The sequence below is a fragment of the Leptospira kobayashii genome (assembly GCF_003114835.2).
GTDB classification, from domain to species: Bacteria; Spirochaetota; Leptospiria; order Leptospirales; family Leptospiraceae; genus Leptospira_A; species Leptospira_A kobayashii.
The window spans coordinates 2,290,760-2,307,477 of the sequence record NZ_AP025028.1 but is presented as its reverse complement, the minus strand read 5'-3'; the positions used below and the strand labels follow the sequence as shown (position 1 = coordinate 2,307,477).

Annotated in this window: 18 protein-coding genes and 2 tRNA genes; 17 read left to right on the top strand and 3 right to left on the bottom strand. The window is 40.9% G+C overall.

All coding sequences use genetic code 11. The features are described 5' to 3' along the window. Positions 1-2 precede the first annotated feature (2 nt). The 11 genes from rplO to DI077_RS10245 all read left to right on the top strand — a co-directional run bounded on the left by rplO (position 3) and on the right by DI077_RS10245 (position 7,757). Positions 3-542 (top strand): 50S ribosomal protein L15, encoded by a 540-nt coding sequence (gene rplO / locus DI077_RS10295; protein WP_109019471.1) that lies wholly within the window; start codon positions 3-5, stop codon positions 540-542. A 3-nt stretch (positions 543-545) separates the two neighbouring features. Further along, positions 546-1,925, top strand: a complete 1,380-nt coding sequence (gene secY / locus DI077_RS10290) for a preprotein translocase subunit SecY (protein WP_109019472.1) — start codon at positions 546-548, stop codon at positions 1,923-1,925. A 2-nt stretch (positions 1,926-1,927) separates the two neighbouring features. After that, on the top strand, positions 1,928-2,491 hold the full coding sequence (locus DI077_RS10285; protein WP_109019473.1) for an adenylate kinase: 564 nt from the start codon (positions 1,928-1,930) through the stop codon (positions 2,489-2,491). A gap of 10 nt (positions 2,492-2,501) precedes the next feature. Then, positions 2,502-2,720 (top strand): translation initiation factor IF-1, encoded by a 219-nt coding sequence (gene infA / locus DI077_RS10280; RefSeq protein ID WP_012476295.1) that lies wholly within the window; start codon positions 2,502-2,504, stop codon positions 2,718-2,720. An 8-nt stretch (positions 2,721-2,728) separates the two neighbouring features. After that, complete coding sequence (gene rpmJ / locus DI077_RS10275; protein WP_002974084.1) at positions 2,729-2,842, top strand: 50S ribosomal protein L36; 114 nt, start codon at positions 2,729-2,731, stop codon at positions 2,840-2,842. Positions 2,843-2,848: 6 nt separating this feature from the next. After that, positions 2,849-3,229: a 30S ribosomal protein S13 gene (rpsM, locus tag DI077_RS10270; RefSeq protein WP_109019474.1), complete on the top strand. Its 381-nt coding sequence runs from the start codon at positions 2,849-2,851 to the stop codon at positions 3,227-3,229. Positions 3,230-3,240: 11 nt separating this feature from the next. Continuing rightward, entirely contained in the window at positions 3,241-3,654 is a 414-nt protein-coding gene (gene rpsK, locus DI077_RS10265) for a 30S ribosomal protein S11 (RefSeq protein ID WP_109019475.1), read from the top strand. Between the two features lie 20 nt (positions 3,655-3,674). Further along, positions 3,675-4,307, top strand: a complete 633-nt coding sequence (rpsD, locus tag DI077_RS10260; protein WP_109019476.1) for a 30S ribosomal protein S4 — start codon at positions 3,675-3,677, stop codon at positions 4,305-4,307. A 31-nt stretch (positions 4,308-4,338) separates the two neighbouring features. After that, positions 4,339-5,316, top strand: coding sequence for a DNA-directed RNA polymerase subunit alpha (locus DI077_RS10255; protein WP_109019477.1), 978 nt, complete (start codon positions 4,339-4,341; stop codon positions 5,314-5,316). Between the two features lies 1 nt (position 5,317). Next, positions 5,318-5,836, top strand: a complete 519-nt coding sequence (rplQ, locus tag DI077_RS10250; RefSeq protein WP_109019478.1) for a 50S ribosomal protein L17 — start codon at positions 5,318-5,320, stop codon at positions 5,834-5,836. A 106-nt stretch (positions 5,837-5,942) separates the two neighbouring features. Beyond that, on the top strand, positions 5,943-7,757 hold the full coding sequence (locus DI077_RS10245; protein WP_109019479.1) for an ATP-binding protein: 1,815 nt from the start codon (positions 5,943-5,945) through the stop codon (positions 7,755-7,757). A gap of 35 nt (positions 7,758-7,792) precedes the next feature. Here DI077_RS10245 and DI077_RS10240 read toward each other — a convergent pair whose 3' ends face one another. Next, a complete protein-coding gene (locus DI077_RS10240) occupies positions 7,793-9,808 on the bottom strand; it encodes a 1-acyl-sn-glycerol-3-phosphate acyltransferase (RefSeq protein WP_109019480.1) in 2,016 nt (671 codons plus the stop codon). Positions 9,809-9,928: 120 nt separating this feature from the next. Here DI077_RS10240 and DI077_RS10235 point away from each other — a divergent pair, with 120 nt between their 5' ends. The 4 genes from DI077_RS10235 (at position 9,929) to DI077_RS10220 (ending at position 12,487) form a co-directional block, all read left to right on the top strand. After that, positions 9,929-10,963 (top strand): ATP phosphoribosyltransferase regulatory subunit, encoded by a 1,035-nt coding sequence (locus tag DI077_RS10235; RefSeq protein ID WP_109019481.1) that lies wholly within the window; start codon positions 9,929-9,931, stop codon positions 10,961-10,963. A gap of 3 nt (positions 10,964-10,966) precedes the next feature. Beyond that, complete coding sequence (locus tag DI077_RS10230; RefSeq protein ID WP_109019482.1) at positions 10,967-12,241, top strand: adenylosuccinate synthase; 1,275 nt, start codon at positions 10,967-10,969, stop codon at positions 12,239-12,241. Positions 12,242-12,320: 79 nt separating this feature from the next. Beyond that, positions 12,321-12,393: transfer RNA gene (locus DI077_RS10225), tRNA-Lys, on the top strand. A gap of 19 nt (positions 12,394-12,412) precedes the next feature. Continuing rightward, positions 12,413-12,487: transfer RNA gene (locus tag DI077_RS10220), tRNA-Glu, on the top strand. Here DI077_RS10220 and DI077_RS10215 read toward each other — a convergent pair. Both DI077_RS10215 and DI077_RS10210 read right to left on the bottom strand, forming a co-directional pair. Continuing rightward, the gene (locus DI077_RS10215; protein ID WP_109019483.1) at positions 12,466-13,380 is read right to left on the bottom strand and encodes a TIGR02757 family protein; all 915 of its coding nucleotides are present in this window, start codon (positions 13,378-13,380) and stop codon (positions 12,466-12,468) included. The two genes, DI077_RS10220 and DI077_RS10215, sit on opposite strands and share 22 nt — an antisense overlap. Continuing rightward, a complete protein-coding gene (locus tag DI077_RS10210) occupies positions 13,346-14,260 on the bottom strand; it encodes a hydroxymethylglutaryl-CoA lyase (RefSeq protein ID WP_109019484.1) in 915 nt (304 codons plus the stop codon). Before DI077_RS10210 ends, DI077_RS10215 begins: the two co-directional genes overlap by 35 nt. 74 nt (positions 14,261-14,334) lie before the next feature. On the opposite strand from DI077_RS10210, the gene DI077_RS10205 reads away from it, so the two are divergent. Both DI077_RS10205 and DI077_RS10200 read left to right on the top strand, forming a co-directional pair. Then, positions 14,335-15,102 carry an ABC transporter ATP-binding protein gene (locus tag DI077_RS10205; protein ID WP_109019485.1) on the top strand — a complete coding sequence of 256 codons (768 nt, stop codon included), beginning with the start codon at positions 14,335-14,337 and terminating at the stop codon, positions 15,100-15,102. Between the two features lie 93 nt (positions 15,103-15,195). Further along, positions 15,196-16,692: an ABC-F family ATP-binding cassette domain-containing protein gene (locus tag DI077_RS10200; protein WP_109019486.1), complete on the top strand. Its 1,497-nt coding sequence runs from the start codon at positions 15,196-15,198 to the stop codon at positions 16,690-16,692. The last annotated feature ends 26 nt before the right edge of the window (positions 16,693-16,718 follow it).

Sequence of the window (16,718 nt, the reverse complement as noted above, 5' to 3'; positions counted from 1 at the left end):
AAATGGCTCAAACAGAAAAAATTGAACAAGGAAGAGGATTTGGCAAAAAAAGAGCTAAAAAATCCACTTCTTTAGGAAATAAAAACCTAATCCCGATCCCAAAAGGTGCTAAAACCTCCAAGAAAAGAGTAGGTCAAGGTCCGGGTTCCGGACTTGGTAAAACATCTGCCCGTGGTTCGAAAGGACAAAGAGCACGTGCTGCCTCCATGAAACGAGGGTTTGAGGGTGGTCAGATGCCACTTCACAAACGTTTGCCGAAACGCGGATTTACAAATATTTTCAAAGAAGAATTTCAACCGGTTAACCTACTTGCTTTAACAAAAGCGGGTCTTTCCGGTGAAGTGACTCCTTCTGTCCTAAAAGCAAAAAATTTGATCAAAAGTGAAACCGACCTGATCAAAGTTTTAGGAACGGGAGAAATCACTGCGTCGATCACTATTACTGCTGACGGTTTTTCAGAATCCGCGAAAGCGAAGATTGAAAAAGCCGGTGGAAAAGTTGTGATTCGTGAAAAGAAAAAAGAAGAGAAGAAAAAAGCATAACCAATGTTTCAAACAATAGCAAACATCTTTAGAATTCCTGAACTACGCTCCAAGATTTTTTTTACAATCGGTATGTTACTACTTTTCAGGATGGGTACTCACGTTACTATCCCTGGAATCAATAGTTTGATCGTTACAGGAATCACAGCAGATCCAAGTGAAGGTTTTCTTGGGATGGTGGATTTGTTTGCAGGTGGTGCTCTTCTCAAATTTTCTATTTTTGCTCTTGGGATTATGCCTTATATTTCTTCTTCCATCATCATGCAACTTGTGATGGTTCTCATTCCTTCTTTGCAAAAAATGCAAAAGGAAGGAGAAGAGGGAAGAAAGAAAATCCAACAGTACACTAAGTACGGAACTTTGATTTTATGTGCGGTTCAGTCACTTGCAGTGATTCAGCTTGCCAATTCCTGGTCTACAGGATCGGGAAATTCTCCTGCAAAATATCCTGGTTTGATTAACCCTTCCGTAGAAGCTTATTTCCTACCTTTAGCAATGCTTTCCATTACAACAGGAACAGTGCTTTTGATTTGGTTAGGTGAGCAGATTACAGAACGTGGGATCGGTAACGGGATTTCCCTGATTATCTTCGCAGGTATCATCGGTCGTATGCCGGAAGCACTTATCTCTATGTTTACTTCCGATACTTCGGATGCTCTTTCCGTATTGATTCTTTTGATTATTTTTATACTACTTATCGCTCTTACTGTAATCCTTACACAAGGTGTGAGACGAGTTCCGTTGAATTACGGAAAACAAATGGTAGGAAGAAAGATGGTGCAGGCGCGTAGCCAATCCATTCCTTTCAAAGTAAACAGTGCCAACGTAATGCCGATTATCTTCGCATCATCTTTGATTCTGTTTCCTCAAACCATCATTCAATGGTTGTCGTCTAAGGGCGGTCAGTGGGCTGGCTGGGCTGTGATTATGGATTATTTCAATCCTTTCTCTCAGATCTGGTATCATGCTCTATTTTACTTTGTTATTTATACATCTCTCATTATTTTCTTCGCATATTTCTATACTGCGATTCAGTTCAACCCACAAGAGTTAGCTGACAATCTAAAGAAATACGGCGGGTTTATCCCGGGTGTTCGCCCTGGATCGCAAACAAAAGAAATGATTGAAAAGATATTAAATCGGATCACTCTACCCGGCGCGTTATTTCTCGCGGGTCTTGCTCTTGCTCCCTATTTGATTATCAAGTTTCTCAACCTAGGTTCAAACACAGGTGGGGGAACTCTTGTATATACTTTTGGGGGAACTTCGCTTCTCATTATGGTGGGTGTGGCTTTGGAAACATTGAAACAAATTGAAGCCCAACTTCTGATGAGAAATTATGAAGGATTCATGAAAAAGACCAAGATTAAGGGTAGGGCATAGTAATGAAGAGACTCATCTTTATGGGACCTCCAGGAGCTGGAAAAGGTACCCAAGCAGATATCGTTAAAGAAAAGTTTAAAATTCCCCAAATCTCCACCGGTGATATTCTTAGAAGTGCTGTAAAAAATGGCACTGCTATGGGTGTAGAAGCAAAAAAATATATGGACGCGGGAGACCTCGTTCCAGATGCTGTCGTTATAGGCATCATTCGGGATCGTTTAGTCGAGTCCGATTGTGCGAATGGATTCATACTGGATGGATTTCCTAGGACGGTGGAGCAAGCAAAGGCTCTCTCGGAAATCCTCAAAGAGCTTCATATGGAGCTCGACTCCGTTGTCAACCTAGACGTTCCCGATGAAGAATTGGTGAAACGGTTGCTAGGTAGAGCGATCAAAGAAGGACGCTCGGATGACAACGAAGAGACCATCAAAAACCGTCTGCATACTTACAACACAAAGACTCTGCCCCTGATCGATTTTTACAAGGGAACAGGTATCCTTCGGCAGATCAATGGCTTGGGAAGTATGGAACAAATCACCGATTCTATTTTAAAATCGATTCAATAGGAGAATCACCCTGGCAAAGGAAGAAGCAATAACCATTGATGGAACCGTTTTGGAGCCACTACCGAACGCTATGTTTCGTGTAGAGTTGGAAAATGGTCACAAGGTATTAGCGCATATCTCCGGTAAGATGAGAATGCACTATATTCGGATTCTTCCAGGTGATAAAGTTACAGTGGAACTTTCTCCGTATGATTTAACCAAAGGTCGAATTACCTACAGAAAGAAATAGGAAAGAAAATGAAAGTTAGAGCATCAGTAAAAAAAATCTGTCCTGAATGCAAAGTCATTCGCAGAAAAGGTGTGATCCGAGTGATCTGCACAAACCCAAAACACAAACAAAGGCAAAGATAAGAATATATGGCACGTATCGCGGGTGTTGATTTACCATCAAACAAAAGAATTGTGATCGGTCTCACTTATGTCTTCGGAATAGGTAAGACGTCTTCTCAAGAGATCCTTAAAAAAGCAGGGATCGATGAAAGCATTAGAGTAAAAGATCTAACGGACGAACATGAAGCCGCGATCCGTCGGGTTATTGAAGAAGGATACCAAGTAGAAGGGGACCTTCGCTCCGAAGTAAACCTGAACATCAAACGATTGATGGATGTTGGTTGTTATAGAGGTCTTCGTCATAGAAGAGGACTTCCTGTCAATGGGCAAAGAACACGCACAAACGCCCGTACCAGAAAAGGTATTAAAAAGACAGTAGCGAATAAGAAAAAAGCTCCAGGTAAATAGAGGAATCATTCATGGCTGAGAAAGAAGCAAAAGGCAAAAAAGATACCAAGAAAGTCAAAAAAAAGGAAAAGAAAAACGTTCCGAGAGGAAAGGTTTATATTCAAGCTTCCTTTAACAATACCATCGTATCTATTACGGATATGGCGGGGAATGTTCTTTCCTGGTCTTCTTCCGGAATGATGGGGTTCCGTGGTTCTAAAAAATCCACCCCTTATGCAGCTCAAATTGCTGCAACAAGTGCGGCAGAGAAAGCAATTGAAGCTGCCGGACTTTCCGAAGTAGACGTTATGGTTTCAGGACCTGGTATTGGAAGAGAATCTGCGATTCGTTCCCTTACAACAAAAGGTCTACTCATTAAATTGATTAAAGATGTTACCCCTCTTCCACACAATGGATGCCGTCCACGTAAGAGAAGAAGAGTTTAGTAAGGGGATAAGGAAGACATATGGCACGTTATAGAGGACCAGTTGTAAAGTTAATGAGAAGAGAGGGCTTAAACCTCTTTCTTAAAAACAGTCACACTCTTCACAAAGAGAAATCATCATTAGAAAAAAGAAAATACCCACCGGGTTTACCTCCTAAGAAAAAAGGAAAGATAACTGAATACGGTGCGCAACTTCGTGAGAAACAAAAAGTAAAAAGAGCGTACGGAGTTTTAGAAAAACAATTCCGTCGTTATTTCGAAGAAGCTTCTCATACTCCGGGGATTCCTGGTGAAAACTTACTCCAATTCCTCGAAAGAAGATTGGACAATGTTCTTTATCGTATGGGTTATGCGGTAACTAGAAGACAAGCGCGTAACTTTGTCGCTCACAGACATGTTATGGTAAATGGAATTCGCGTAGATATTCCTTCTTACAGAGTGAATATTGGCGATAAGGTTGAAATTCGAGAAAAATTTCAAAAATCCACTTTCATTGAAGAAAATATCAGATTGGCGCAAGCAATCAACAGAACTGCATCTTGGGTTTCGGTTGATTATGCACAGTTCTCTGGGGAAATTTTATCTCTTCCAACAAGAGATCATATCGATATCCCAGTTAAAGAACAGGTAATCGTAGAGTTGTACTCTAAGTAAGCTAACGAATCTAGAGAAGAAGGATACGACATTGTCCCCAAAGAATTTACTAAAAGGTTTTAAAAGACCGAAAAAAATCGAATTCACTACTGATGTGAATACTCCTAATTATGGTAAGTTTGTAGCCGAGCCTTTCGAAAGAGGGATTGGTACAACCATAGGGAATTCTTTAAGAAGAACTCTTATGTCTTCGATCGAGGGAGCGGCTATTTCCGCAATCCGAATCGAAGGTGTGACTCATGAGTTTGCTTATATTGAGGGAGTTGCGGAAGACGTAACTCGTATCATCCTCAACCTCAAACAAGTTCGTATCAAATACGAGCCTGAGGACAAAGAAGCAAGCAAAGTCATTCATATTGAATTGAAAGGTGCTGGATATTTCCGCGCCGGGGATTTGGCGATTGATTCTTCCATAGAAATCATGAACCCGGATCTTCATATTGCTACTTTGAACGAAGACGCAAATCTTATCCTTGATTTGGAAATCCAAAGAGGAAGAGGATATGTTCCTGCAGAAGACAAAAAGAAAGATATCGAAGTTTTGGGAACGATTCCTATCGACTCTATCTTTTCACCGATTCAAAAAGTTCTTTTTGAAGTGTCTGAAACTCGTGTAGCGCAAAGATCCGATTATGAGAAATTAACTTTAGAAGTTTGGACAGACGGTTCCGTATCTCCCGAAGACGCGGTAGCTCAAGCTGCGAAAATTTTAAAAGATCATTTAACCGTATTCATCAACTTTGAAGAAGAAATCGAAGAAGAAGAAGAAGAGTTGGATGAAGCTGACGAAAAATTAAAAGCATCCCTTTCTAAACATGTGGAAGAATTGGAATTATCCGTTCGCGCAACGAACGTTTTGCGAAGCCTTGAAATCGATTTTATCGGTGAGCTTGTGAAACGCAGTGAAGAGGAAATGACGAAATCCAAACATTTTAGTGAACAGAGTTTGCAAGAATTAAAGATCAAACTACAATCGCTTGGTTTGTCTTTCGGAATGAGAGATTTTTAAAATGAGAAAACGTAATAAAGTAAGCCAATTAAACAGATCAGCGGATCATAGAAAAGCAATGATCCAAAATATGGTAATCTCACTCTTTCGTTATGAGAGAATCGAGTCCTCAGTTGCAAAATTGAAAGTTGCTCGTTCTTATGCGGAGAGAATGATTTCCCGTGCGAAAAGAAATTTGGATTCTGCTTTAGGGACTCTTGATGAGAAACAAAAAGCAGAAAAAATTCTACACAACACTCGTTATCTCTACAGTCACTTAGGTAGCCAAGAGATCGTGAACAAACTTCTTGAAGATCTTTCCAATAGATACGCAACTCGTCTCGGCGGATACACTAGAATCGTTCGCCTTGTGAATCGCCAATCCGACAACACGGAAATGGCAATTCTTGAATTAGTAGAACGCAAAACTGCGGATGAGCTGAAAGAAGAAAGAGCTGCTAAACGTGCAAAGGCTGCCGCTCCAAAAGCGAAAGCAGATGCAAAACCTAAAAAGGAAAAGAAAGAGAAAAAAGCGAAATAAGCTTAATATCTTATCCATTTTGTTTTTAAGAAAAGTCCGCACTTTAGCGGACTTTTTTTTTCTTGCCACATAACAGCTTAGTCAATAAATTTTGGCACACTAACCTATGGACTTACAACAATTTCCATCCACTCTTTGGGAAAAAGTGTTCCGGTTAAGTCCTATAGGGGCCACCATTTCCAGCTTGGATGGAAGATATATTCATATCAATGATGTATTTTTAAGCTGGATTGGAAGATCCGAAGACGAAGTCGTAGGTAAAACTCCTTTGGAACTTGGTATCTATTATCATCCCGAAGATAGAGAAAGAATTCGAAATGAGCTATTTACTGCGGGTTTTGTTCATAATTTTGAAGTTAAATTCGAAACAAAAGACGGAGTTGTTCATACGAGTCTCCTCAATGCAAAATTAATCGAAGACGGGCAGTACATTCTTGCTACCGGTCAAGACATTACCGAAATAAAAGACAAAGAAAAAAAGAACTACGAATTGCAGGAAGAGCTTCGGCTCAGTAAGGATCTATTCGAACGAATATTTCGGCTCAACCCAGCCGCAGTGAGCTTATCAGATGCGGAGACGGGGAGATATATCGACGTAAATGCTGCATATGAAACATTAGTAGGCTTCAACCGAAATGAAATTATAGGTAAAACTTCTTTGGAGTTGGGGATCTGGAAAACAAAAATCGATAGAGCTACCTTGCTTGCGGAAGTTTTGAAAAAAGGATGGACCACCGGGCTTGAGGCATCCATCAACCATAGCTCCGGAGCAGAGAAACATGTAATCTCAGGGAATGCGATTTTGCAAATGGATGGAAGACCGAGATTACTTGCCATACTCATTGATATTACCGATTCGAAAAATGCGAAAGCGTTTTTAGAGGAAGCCGTAGTCGCTAGAACCCGAGAACTTGCGGAAACATTGGATGATTTGAAAAAAGCACAAAACCAATTGATTTTTTCTGAAAAAATGGCGGCACTGGGACAATTGGTGGCAGGGGTTGCTCATGAGATCAATAATCCTCTCGGTGCAATCTCGGCTCTTAGTGGGGAAATCCAATCCCATTCTCTCAAAATCGCAAATAGATTGATGGAACTCCGAAAAATATTCGGAAGTCTTTCCGAGACCGACTTACAAAGATGTTGCGAGTTCGTTTCAAAAGTATTTGTTCATAAGCCGATTACATTAGGATTTTCCGATTCGCGCAAAATCAAAAAAAAACTAGAGCTTACATTTTTGGATTGGGGTTATGAAAAAGCGTATGATTGGGCGGATAGACTTCTCGACCTCGGGATTCATTCTTATGTGGGGGAATTTTCCGATCTGTTTGGAAATTTGAAATTCAAAGAGATGTTGGATATTTTGCTCGTGGAATTGCAAATGAATAGAAACCACGAGTCCATTCAATTGGCGGTGGAAAGAACTTCCAAAATCGTTTTTTCTTTGAAAAGTTATTCCCGATTGGATTCCAGTTTGGGAAAACAGGAAACGGATATTGTCGATACGATCGAAACCGTATTAACACTTTATAATAACCAAATGAGAGACGGGGTAAAAGTAAAAACATCTTTTCCTTCCCGGCCTAAAATCAAAGCCTTTCCGGATGATCTGATTCAAGTTTGGACAAACCTAATCTATAATGCGCTTCAATCCATGCAGTTCAAAGGCAATATCTCCATCGAATTGGAAAATCTGAAAGATGTTGTAAAGGTACGGGTCTGTGATGACGGGCCTGGGATTCCGGATGAAATCAAAGAAAAAATATTCGATCCTTTCTTTACTACCAAAGCATTGGGAGAAGGTAGTGGTCTCGGGTTACTAATTGTTAGGCGATCAATAGAAGAAAAACACGGGGGCGAAATAACTTTTCATTCCGTCCCCGGAAAAACAGTGTTTTGCGTTTCTTTACCGAAAGGCTAATGCACCCGTTTCGGTGATATAAATCCGAACAATCCTTATAATCTAGCCAATTGCAACTGGAGGAGCTCGGCGATTTTATCAAAATCCTCGTTCTGAATCACTGCCTTATAAGAAGATGCGACGATAGGATGTTTTTTCTCATCCAAATGAATCAAATTCGGTAGAACTTTCAGTCCATAAAAACCGTTCGTGATTTTTTCAGGCCTTGTTCCATGAGCTAGATCATATCCGTACTTTCTGTCTCTTGTGTCCGATCCGAAACAAGCCAACATAAAATCGGTCATTCCCGAAAGTCCGTTGAAAGTAGCTTGGTCGCCTCCGAGAGTCACTCCGATAGATACCATTTCATTGAAGAAACGATTGGAAAGATGGAATAAAGTATTGTCCACATTTCCACCTAATTCCCGTTTGAAGTATCCTTCGACGAGTCCCATCGCTACGGCGTAGATTGTTTTCAAGGCGCCGCCCAACTGAACTCCTTTCGTATCGTGAGGATTGATCGCGGGTCTTGTAAAAACATAACTGGTATTGAAAAGTAATTGTATCTTTTCGATGAGAGCATCGCTGGAAGCGGAAACCTCAAATCCGGAAATCTTTCTTTCCATAATCTGATCAGGGTAACATGCTCCCGATACCACTGCCAATCTGTCCCTTTCAATTCCCAACAAATCGGTAAGGTCTTCCAAGATGAGTCCTTTTTTCGAACCTGTGAATCCTTTGATCACATTGGCAATCGGGGATTTATTATTTTGAAGATAGGGTTTGATCTTTGGAAAAATAGAATCGAATTCCCAAGGGTTTGTTCCCTGAACGAAAAGAGTAGCTTTTTCGAAAACGGAAGGGTCATCCGAAAAATCTATGTTTGGCGGTAATTTGTAAATCGGATAGTGTATAACGTCTCTTTTTTCCTCATTACTTTGTTTCACAAATTCCGAATTCGGATCATAGATTGTTACTTTTACATTCTTATTGGCTAGTACGCAAGCAACTGCAACGGACATATTGGAAGAACCTATGATCACTATATTTTCTTCCGGAGTCTTCGGCAGGCTGATCAGTGAATTTGATTTTCCGTTTCCTTTGTATAAATTGCGATATGTTCCGTGTTTGTGTTTGTTTAAATTGGAACCTACTAGAAGCGCTAGATTGTCTATGATGAATTGTTTTTTGTCTCCGACTCCCGGAAATTGAATTTGTTCTATGTGTGACGGAAAATGTTCCATCTCCTTTCTTGTTAATTCACCGACTAATACCGGTTTTCCGATAACGAGTTTTCCCACCGCCTGATTGAATAATAACCCTTCAATAGGAAGGATTTTATCGGTTCCTTCCAAAGAGATGGGAAGGATCACTTGATTCGCTACATAATGATATACCGTGTCCACAAACGGCATCAATCTTCCGTCTCTGGAACGAGTCCCTTCCGGGAAGATGGAGATGATTCTACCTTCCGATTTAAGTTTTTGAGAATGTCGGAAAGCACGCATATTGATTTTGGTCATCACATCCGATAGGGAAGGATTGTCCGCCATGTCCTTTTTGGAACATACTAGAAGTGTCCCGAACATATAAAGACCGAGTCGGGTGAAGTCCGGTTCGAAAGCAAGACGACCTGCAATGAATACCAAAGATTCCGCGATCTTTCTTCCTTCCTCGCCGGTATTGTAGAGTAGGGTAAAGATGGCAGGTGCATCCAGATGGCTGAGGTGGTTGGAAATCAGGGTGACGGGGAATTTTCCGATGACTCCGTTCAATAATTTGAGGTTTTCGGCCCCTTCTACAGTGAACTTTTTCATGATCGGATCCAGAAATTTCAGCATAAAATCTCTGGGTTCCTTTTTGATGTCGGTGTAGACTCCGATTTCTTCCAATCTGTCCGGTTCCTGGAAAATCTCCATTACCTGAGGTTTGGGAGTTGCTTGGGAAAGAACTAAAAACTCTTCTAAGATGGATTTTGCCTCTGCTTGCGAAAGGCCGGATTTCATAAATAAGTGAATATTTTCAAAAAATTCTTTGTGCCATCGCCCCAATGTGGCTTCTTTTTCTGTCATGTTTGCCCCTAAACCGACATTAATGTAATGAAAGATATTGATTTGTCTATCCGATTTTTACAAGTGATTGCATAAATCATGTATTTCTCTAATCTGTCTTCTTGGGCATAGTTCCCAATCATGAATTCAGCAAAAAAATTGAAACTTGCAGAAAGAAGATGGATCCCGGACGGATTCCATTTTTTAGGACCGGAAGAAACAAAGAATAGAAGAGTTCTACTCGCAGGACTCATGCAAATATTCGAAAATCATAATTATTCCGAAATCACTCTACCTTCTTTTGATTATTCATCTTCCTTCCATTCTCACCTGGGAGCTTCCGAATCCGCATCTATTTTGCGCGCTCGTGATTGGGACGGGTATGAGCTTTCTCCCAGCGTAGACATCACCTTGCAGGTGGTAAAGGGCATGGCGGCCCGTTCCCATTGGGAAGAGAACCAAAATGTATATTACGTAGGTAGAAAGATTCGGGACCATAAAAAACGGAATGCTTCCAGAAGAGAGATCCTCCAAATCGGAGGGGAGTCCATAGGAAATAGCAGCATAGGAAACATTCTCTCGCAGATTCAAATCTTAGAAAAACTTTGGTTATTCGCTACTGAAAAAGAAAGGGTTAGTTTTGCTTTAGGTCATGCGGGGCTTCTGTCTCTTGTTACCGAGATTTTGGGTTGGGAAGAAGAGTGGGAAGAAATTACAGCTCAGTTATTATTTACAAAAAATCATACGGAGCTGATCAATCTAGCGAGCCGTAAAAATACGGACTCCCATTCCATTGAAATTTTAAAATTATTTTTAAAGCCTGTTTCTTTTTCCGGATTTGAAGAGTTCAAAAAAACATTTTTGTCTTTTGATTTTGCTTCGGATCAAAAAAAGAAAGCGGAAACTTATCTTAATGAAGTCTCCGCTTTAATCAAGGAATGGCAAAAAGCGAACGTTAGTTTTTCCGGGGTTTGGGACCCGGCATTGATTCGGGATGTGAATTATTATACCGGAATTGTTTTTCAAGGGTATAGGGAAGGTCATTCGGAACCGGTATTTGCCGGAGGAGTTTATGACGGACTTTATGAGACCTATACCGAATTGAAGAAAGAGGCCTGTGGCTTCGCATTACATATAGATCCAATAGAAGAAGTATTTTCGGCAAAGGTAAGGTAGATTATGCCCGCAAATTTAGTGGTTGGTGCCCAATGGGGCGATGAAGGGAAAGCAAAGGTAATAGATTATCTATCCAAAGATACTGATATCATTGTACGTTATCAAGGTGGCGCTAACGCAGGTCATACGGTTGTCGTCGGCGGAAAAAAATATGTTTTTCATTTGGTTCCCTCCGGAATCATTTATGATAATACGGTTTGCGTTATCGGAAACGGAGTTGTCCTCGATCCCGATTATTTTTTACAAGAATGCGCAGAATTGGAAAAAAGCGGTTTCAGAGTTTCTGAAAAAATCTTAATCAGTGATTCCTGTCATATTCTTCTCCCCTTTCATAGAATGATCGATGAAGCAAGAGAGCTCGGTTCCAGTCCCGAAAGAAAGATCGGTACTACAAAAAAAGGAATCGGTATGTGTTATGCGGACAAGATGCTCCGTATGGGTCTTCGTGCGGGAGATCTTCTGGATAAAGAAGGTCTCAAGAAAAAATTAGAACATATCCTGGATGTGAAAAATCAGGAACTGGTGAAATACTACGATTTGGAACCGGTTCGTTTTGATGAAATTTATCAAAACCTGCTTCATTTTACGGAAAAGATGGGTAAAAACATCATCAACACCATCTATTACCTCAATTCGGAATTGGAAAAAGGAAAACGAATTCTCTTGGAAGGGGCACAAGGGACCGGACTGGATATCGATTTCGGAACCTATCCTTACGTAACAAGCTCCAATCCCACGACAGGTGGAGCTTTGGCTGGTTCCGGGGTGAATTTTCGCCACCTAAAGGATGTTATTGGTATCACCAAGGCTTATGCTACCAGAGTAGGAGAAGGTCCCTTTCCTTCCGAGATCTTGGGAGAAGCAGGGGATGTGCTTCGTAAGCTCGGAGGAGAATACGGTTCTACCACTGGCAGACCCAGACGTTGCGGTTGGTTTGATGTTCAAATGATCAAACATTCCATTACCGTAAATGGAATCAATTCCCTCGTTCTTACGAAGATTGACGTATTATCCCATTACGAATCTATCCCTGTAGTTATCGGTTATGAGTTGAAAGGCAAGAGATTGGATCATTTTCCATCTCAAGGACTGGAAGACGTCAAACCGGTGTTTGCTGACTTTAAAGGTTGGAAGGATGATATTTCCGGAATTTGTGATTTTGCCAAATTACCACCAACTTGCCAGAGTTATATTAACAAATTGCAAGAGCTGGTGGGAACAAAAATAGGTATTGTTTCCACAGGGCCAGATCGAGAACACACGATTATAATGAAATAAATTCTTTTAGGATTTCGATTATTTTATGTAGTATTGATTGACCGAGTACCCTATGCCATTATTCTTGGCAACAGAGCACGAGTCGTTAGCTCAGCTGGTAGAGCAATTCCCTTTTAAGGAATGGGTCCGGGGTTCGAATCCCCGACGACTCACGAGTTTTAGTCCTGTAATGGTGCCATCGTCTAATGGTTAGGACACAAGGTTTTCATCCTTGCAATCGGGGTTCAATTCCCCGTGGCACTACCAATCTTACAAACACTTCTGATTTTACACCCTGAGCAAATGGATTCTATCTTTACTCCTTTGCATTTCTGAATCATTCCGATTCGAGTCAGATAAAAATCATACAAGAGCGGATCTTCCGGATTTAGTTTTTGAAAAAAATTTCGAACATCAATCGCTTCTTTCATCCCGAATGTTTTTCTTTCCGAGATTCCTAAAATCTTAATCAGTCTTTGGATATGCACATCCAATGGAAAGGGGAGCTCACTCGCACGGATGATCTTGTAGATAGCAAAATCAGGGAACTGTGACCGCACCATCCAACGAAGAAATAAACAGATTCTTTTTTTCGCGGAGGCGGAATTCGGCTCACCGATTAAAAATTTCAAGCCGTTGGAGATCTGATTTGTTCCCTCCAATGAAAGAACTTCGTTTTGCAGCACTTCCTGGAAGCGGGAGATCCCGGGAATCGGATCAAATGTGTCTTCCGAATCCAAAAAATATCTTTCTAAAATTCCAATATTCTTATCGTTGTTAAATGGTATTGTTTTGCGGATTAATCCGGCGATGGCTCTGAGAAAGTTCTGATTGTCCTCTTTTGTTTGAAATCTATAATATCCCATTTTTCGAATGGTATCTTCAAAATAGGAATCTTCCCCGTTTATGGAATCGTAAGGATGCGGACCCAAATTTTCAAACAAGGGAGTTAAAAATTGTTTGATCGCCTTTACATTGCCATATGCATATAAGGCGGAGAAGAGGGAGATGATTTCTTTGTCCTTAACATCTTTGTATCCGTGCGCAAAGATAATGGGATCTGTAGAAAGGTATTTTATATCACTGTATTCCCGGATGGCGTTGTCTAGAGCGGACTTTAATTCCTTAGGAAGATTCTTTTGCTTTGGATTTGGCAACATAGGTTCTGGAAAGAAGAGGACGGTTTAATGCTTTCTCCATAAGAGACGATGCATTTACAAGCGCGTCCAAATCGACTCCCGTGTGATAACCTTCTCTTTCTAGGAAATACACCAGATCTTCCGTAGCTAGATTTCCGGAAGCTCCTTTGGCGTAAGGGCATCCTCCTAGTCCTCCTGCGGAGGAATCGAAAGATCTAAGTCCCATATTCAAAGATTGTTTTACGTTGGAGATCGCCATTCCGTAAGTATCGTGAAAATGGCCTGCCAAAAGACGGGAAGGGATTTCTTTCAAAAGAACGTTTAACAAGGATTCCACTTCGCTCGGAACGGCAACTCCTATGGTTTCTCCGAGAGAAATTTCGTAAACACCCGCTTCCAAAAGTTTTTTTGCCACGGTGAGTGTTTTTTCAGGGGAAATTTTTCCTTCATAAGGACACGCGATGACTGTGGAAATATAGCCTCTAACTTTTACTTTGTCCTCTTTCGCTCTTTGAAAGATTTCCTGAAAGGCGGTTATGGATTCGTCTATCGTCTTATTTATATTTTTTTTGGTAAATGATTCGGAGGAAGCAGTGAATACAGCCACCTCTTTGAACCCGAGTGAAACCGCTTTTTCATAACCTTTGATATTGGGGGTGAGGCTAGAAAGTTGGATTTCAGGATCAATCGGGTTTCCACCAAATATGAGTTTGGTGAGTTCCTCCGCATCTCCCATTTGAGGGACCCATTCTTTTTTTACGAAAGAAGTGGCTTCAATATGTTGCAAGCCTGTCTTAGCCAAAGCTTGGATAAATTCAAATTTGGCGTCTGTGGGAACAATCGCCTTCTCATTCTGAAGCCCGTCTCGCGGACCTACTTCTGTGATTTTTACGAAATTCACTTGCCTTTAGACCTTTCTCTGTAACATCTTTCTTTGGGAAAGGGAACGCAATAGTTTTTCGTATCAAAAATACAGTGCTGGAAATTCGAAATTTAAGTGTTCATTTGGGAAAATCGGAGATTCTTTCCGGGATTCATCTAACTGCAAATAGGGGAAAAATCACCGGTATTGTGGGTCGTTCGGGCTCCGGGAAATCCACATTGTTCAGGAGTATTTTGGGGATTCGAGAGCTGGTTAAATCCTACCGGTTCCAAGGAGAAATTCTCTGGAATGGCGAATCATTACAGTCGAAACAGTTTCAGTCCAATCCACCCATACAGCCGGTCTTTCAAGATCCTTATTCTTTTTTCTCTCCCTTTCAGTCCCTTTTGGAATCCCTTCTGGAACCGACCAAAATCAAAAGGGGAATTTTCCTTTCACCTTCTATTCGTAAGACGGCCATAGAAAACATCGAATCTTATTTGGATCGTTTTCAATTGGATGGATCACTTCTGAATAAAAAGCCTAAAGAACTAAGTGGAGGACAGCTGCAAAGATTTGCCATCTTACGGGCTATACTTTCCGGACCTGAATTGATTTTGTTGGATGAGCCTGTGACTGCTTTGGATGCTCTTGTTCAGATCAAAATCGTATCTCTTATCAAGGAGTTGAACGGGAAAGACAACTTGGGATTTGTATTGGTATCGCATGACTTGGGGCTTGTGAAAAATTTATGCGATGATTTGTACATTCTGGAAAAAGGTAGGATCATCGAATTCGGAAATGCGAGAGAGGTATTTACTAATCCGAAAGAAAATTTTACCAGGGAATTGATCCAAGCTCGGAACCTGAGCGATTTATAAAAATCGAACAGGAATCGCAAATCATCTAAAACAAATTTTGTAGTATTCCCATACCTATATAAAACTTTGGATAAGAAGTAAGGGACAAAGTAGATGATCAAGATTGTAGGCCTAAATAAATCTTATGGGAAACAAGTACTTTTCGATGACTTGAATTTAAGCATCAATCGAGGGGAAAAGATAGGAATCGTAGGAAGAAACGGACATGGTAAATCCAGCCTTTTTCAAATCATCTTAGGATCTGTAGAAGCCGATTCGGGAACAGTGTCCGTTCCTAAAAATTACAAGATAGGACATTTACAACAGCATCTTCAATTCACGCAAAATACGGTTCTCGAAGAATGTGCTCTCGGTCTTCCGGAAGATGAAGAATACGAAACTTGGAAAGTGGAAAAGATTTTATTCGGTTTGGGTTTTACGGAAAAGGATATGGAAAGACATCCTTCCGAATTTTCCGGCGGTTATCAGATCAGGATGAATTTGGCCAAACTGCTTGTGTCAAGTCCCGATATGCTGATGTTAGATGAACCGAACAATTATCTTGATATTGTAACTATCCGTTGGCTTGAAGATTTTTTGAGAACCTGGGAAGGCGAGATTGTACTCATCACTCATGATAGAAGTTTTATGGACAGTGTAGTCACACATGTGGTTGCGATTCACAGAACCAAAGCGATCAAGGTGGAAGGGGATACCGAAAAACTTTATACTCAGATCAATCAGGAAGAAGAGATCTACGAAAAAACCCGTTTGAACGAAGCTAAAAAGCGCAAACAGGAAGAGATATTCATCGCAAAATTCAAAGCTAAGGCTAGTTTTGCGAGCCGAACCCAATCCAGAGTGAAAAAACTGGAAAAACAAGGGGAAATGAAGGCACTGGAAAATATAGAAGATCTGGAATTGTATTTTAACAGTGCCAGTTTTGGCGCCAATCAAATGTTATCTGCTGAAAATCTATCCTTTTCTTATGACGGAAAAGAGCCTCTTCTAATCAGTGATTTTTCCATCAGCGTGGGAAAGAGAGATCGGATCTGTATCATAGGTAAAAACGGAAAAGGTAAATCCACTCTATTGAAACTTCTCGCGGGCGAACTTACAACAACCAAGGGAACCGTTACAAAACATCCCATCCTCAAAGAAGGTTATTTCGGTCAGACGAATAAGCTCAGTATGAATGAGACCGCCACAGTTGTGGAAGAGATCATGAGTGCTGATAAATCTTGTACGGAAGGGAAGGCGAGAAACATTGCCGGGGGACTGATGTTCTCCGGGGACACAGGTTTGAAAAAAATCAAATTTTTGTCGGGGGGAGAAAGGAGCAGAGTGATGCTTGGCAAAATCCTTGTGACTCCCTGTCATCTTTTGTTTTTAGATGAACCTACGAACCATTTGGATATGCAGTCTTGCGATTCATTGATAGAAGCGATCGATGAATTCGACGGATCAGTCGTCATGGTTACGCATAATGAAATGCACCTTCGAAGCGTTGCCACCAAACTCATCGTATTTGACAATAACCAGATCACCGTTTATGACGGTTCTTACGATGATTTTCTTTCCGACATCGGTTGGTCGGATGAGGACGAGTAGGAATTAAAATTCTTCCGACTCAGGTT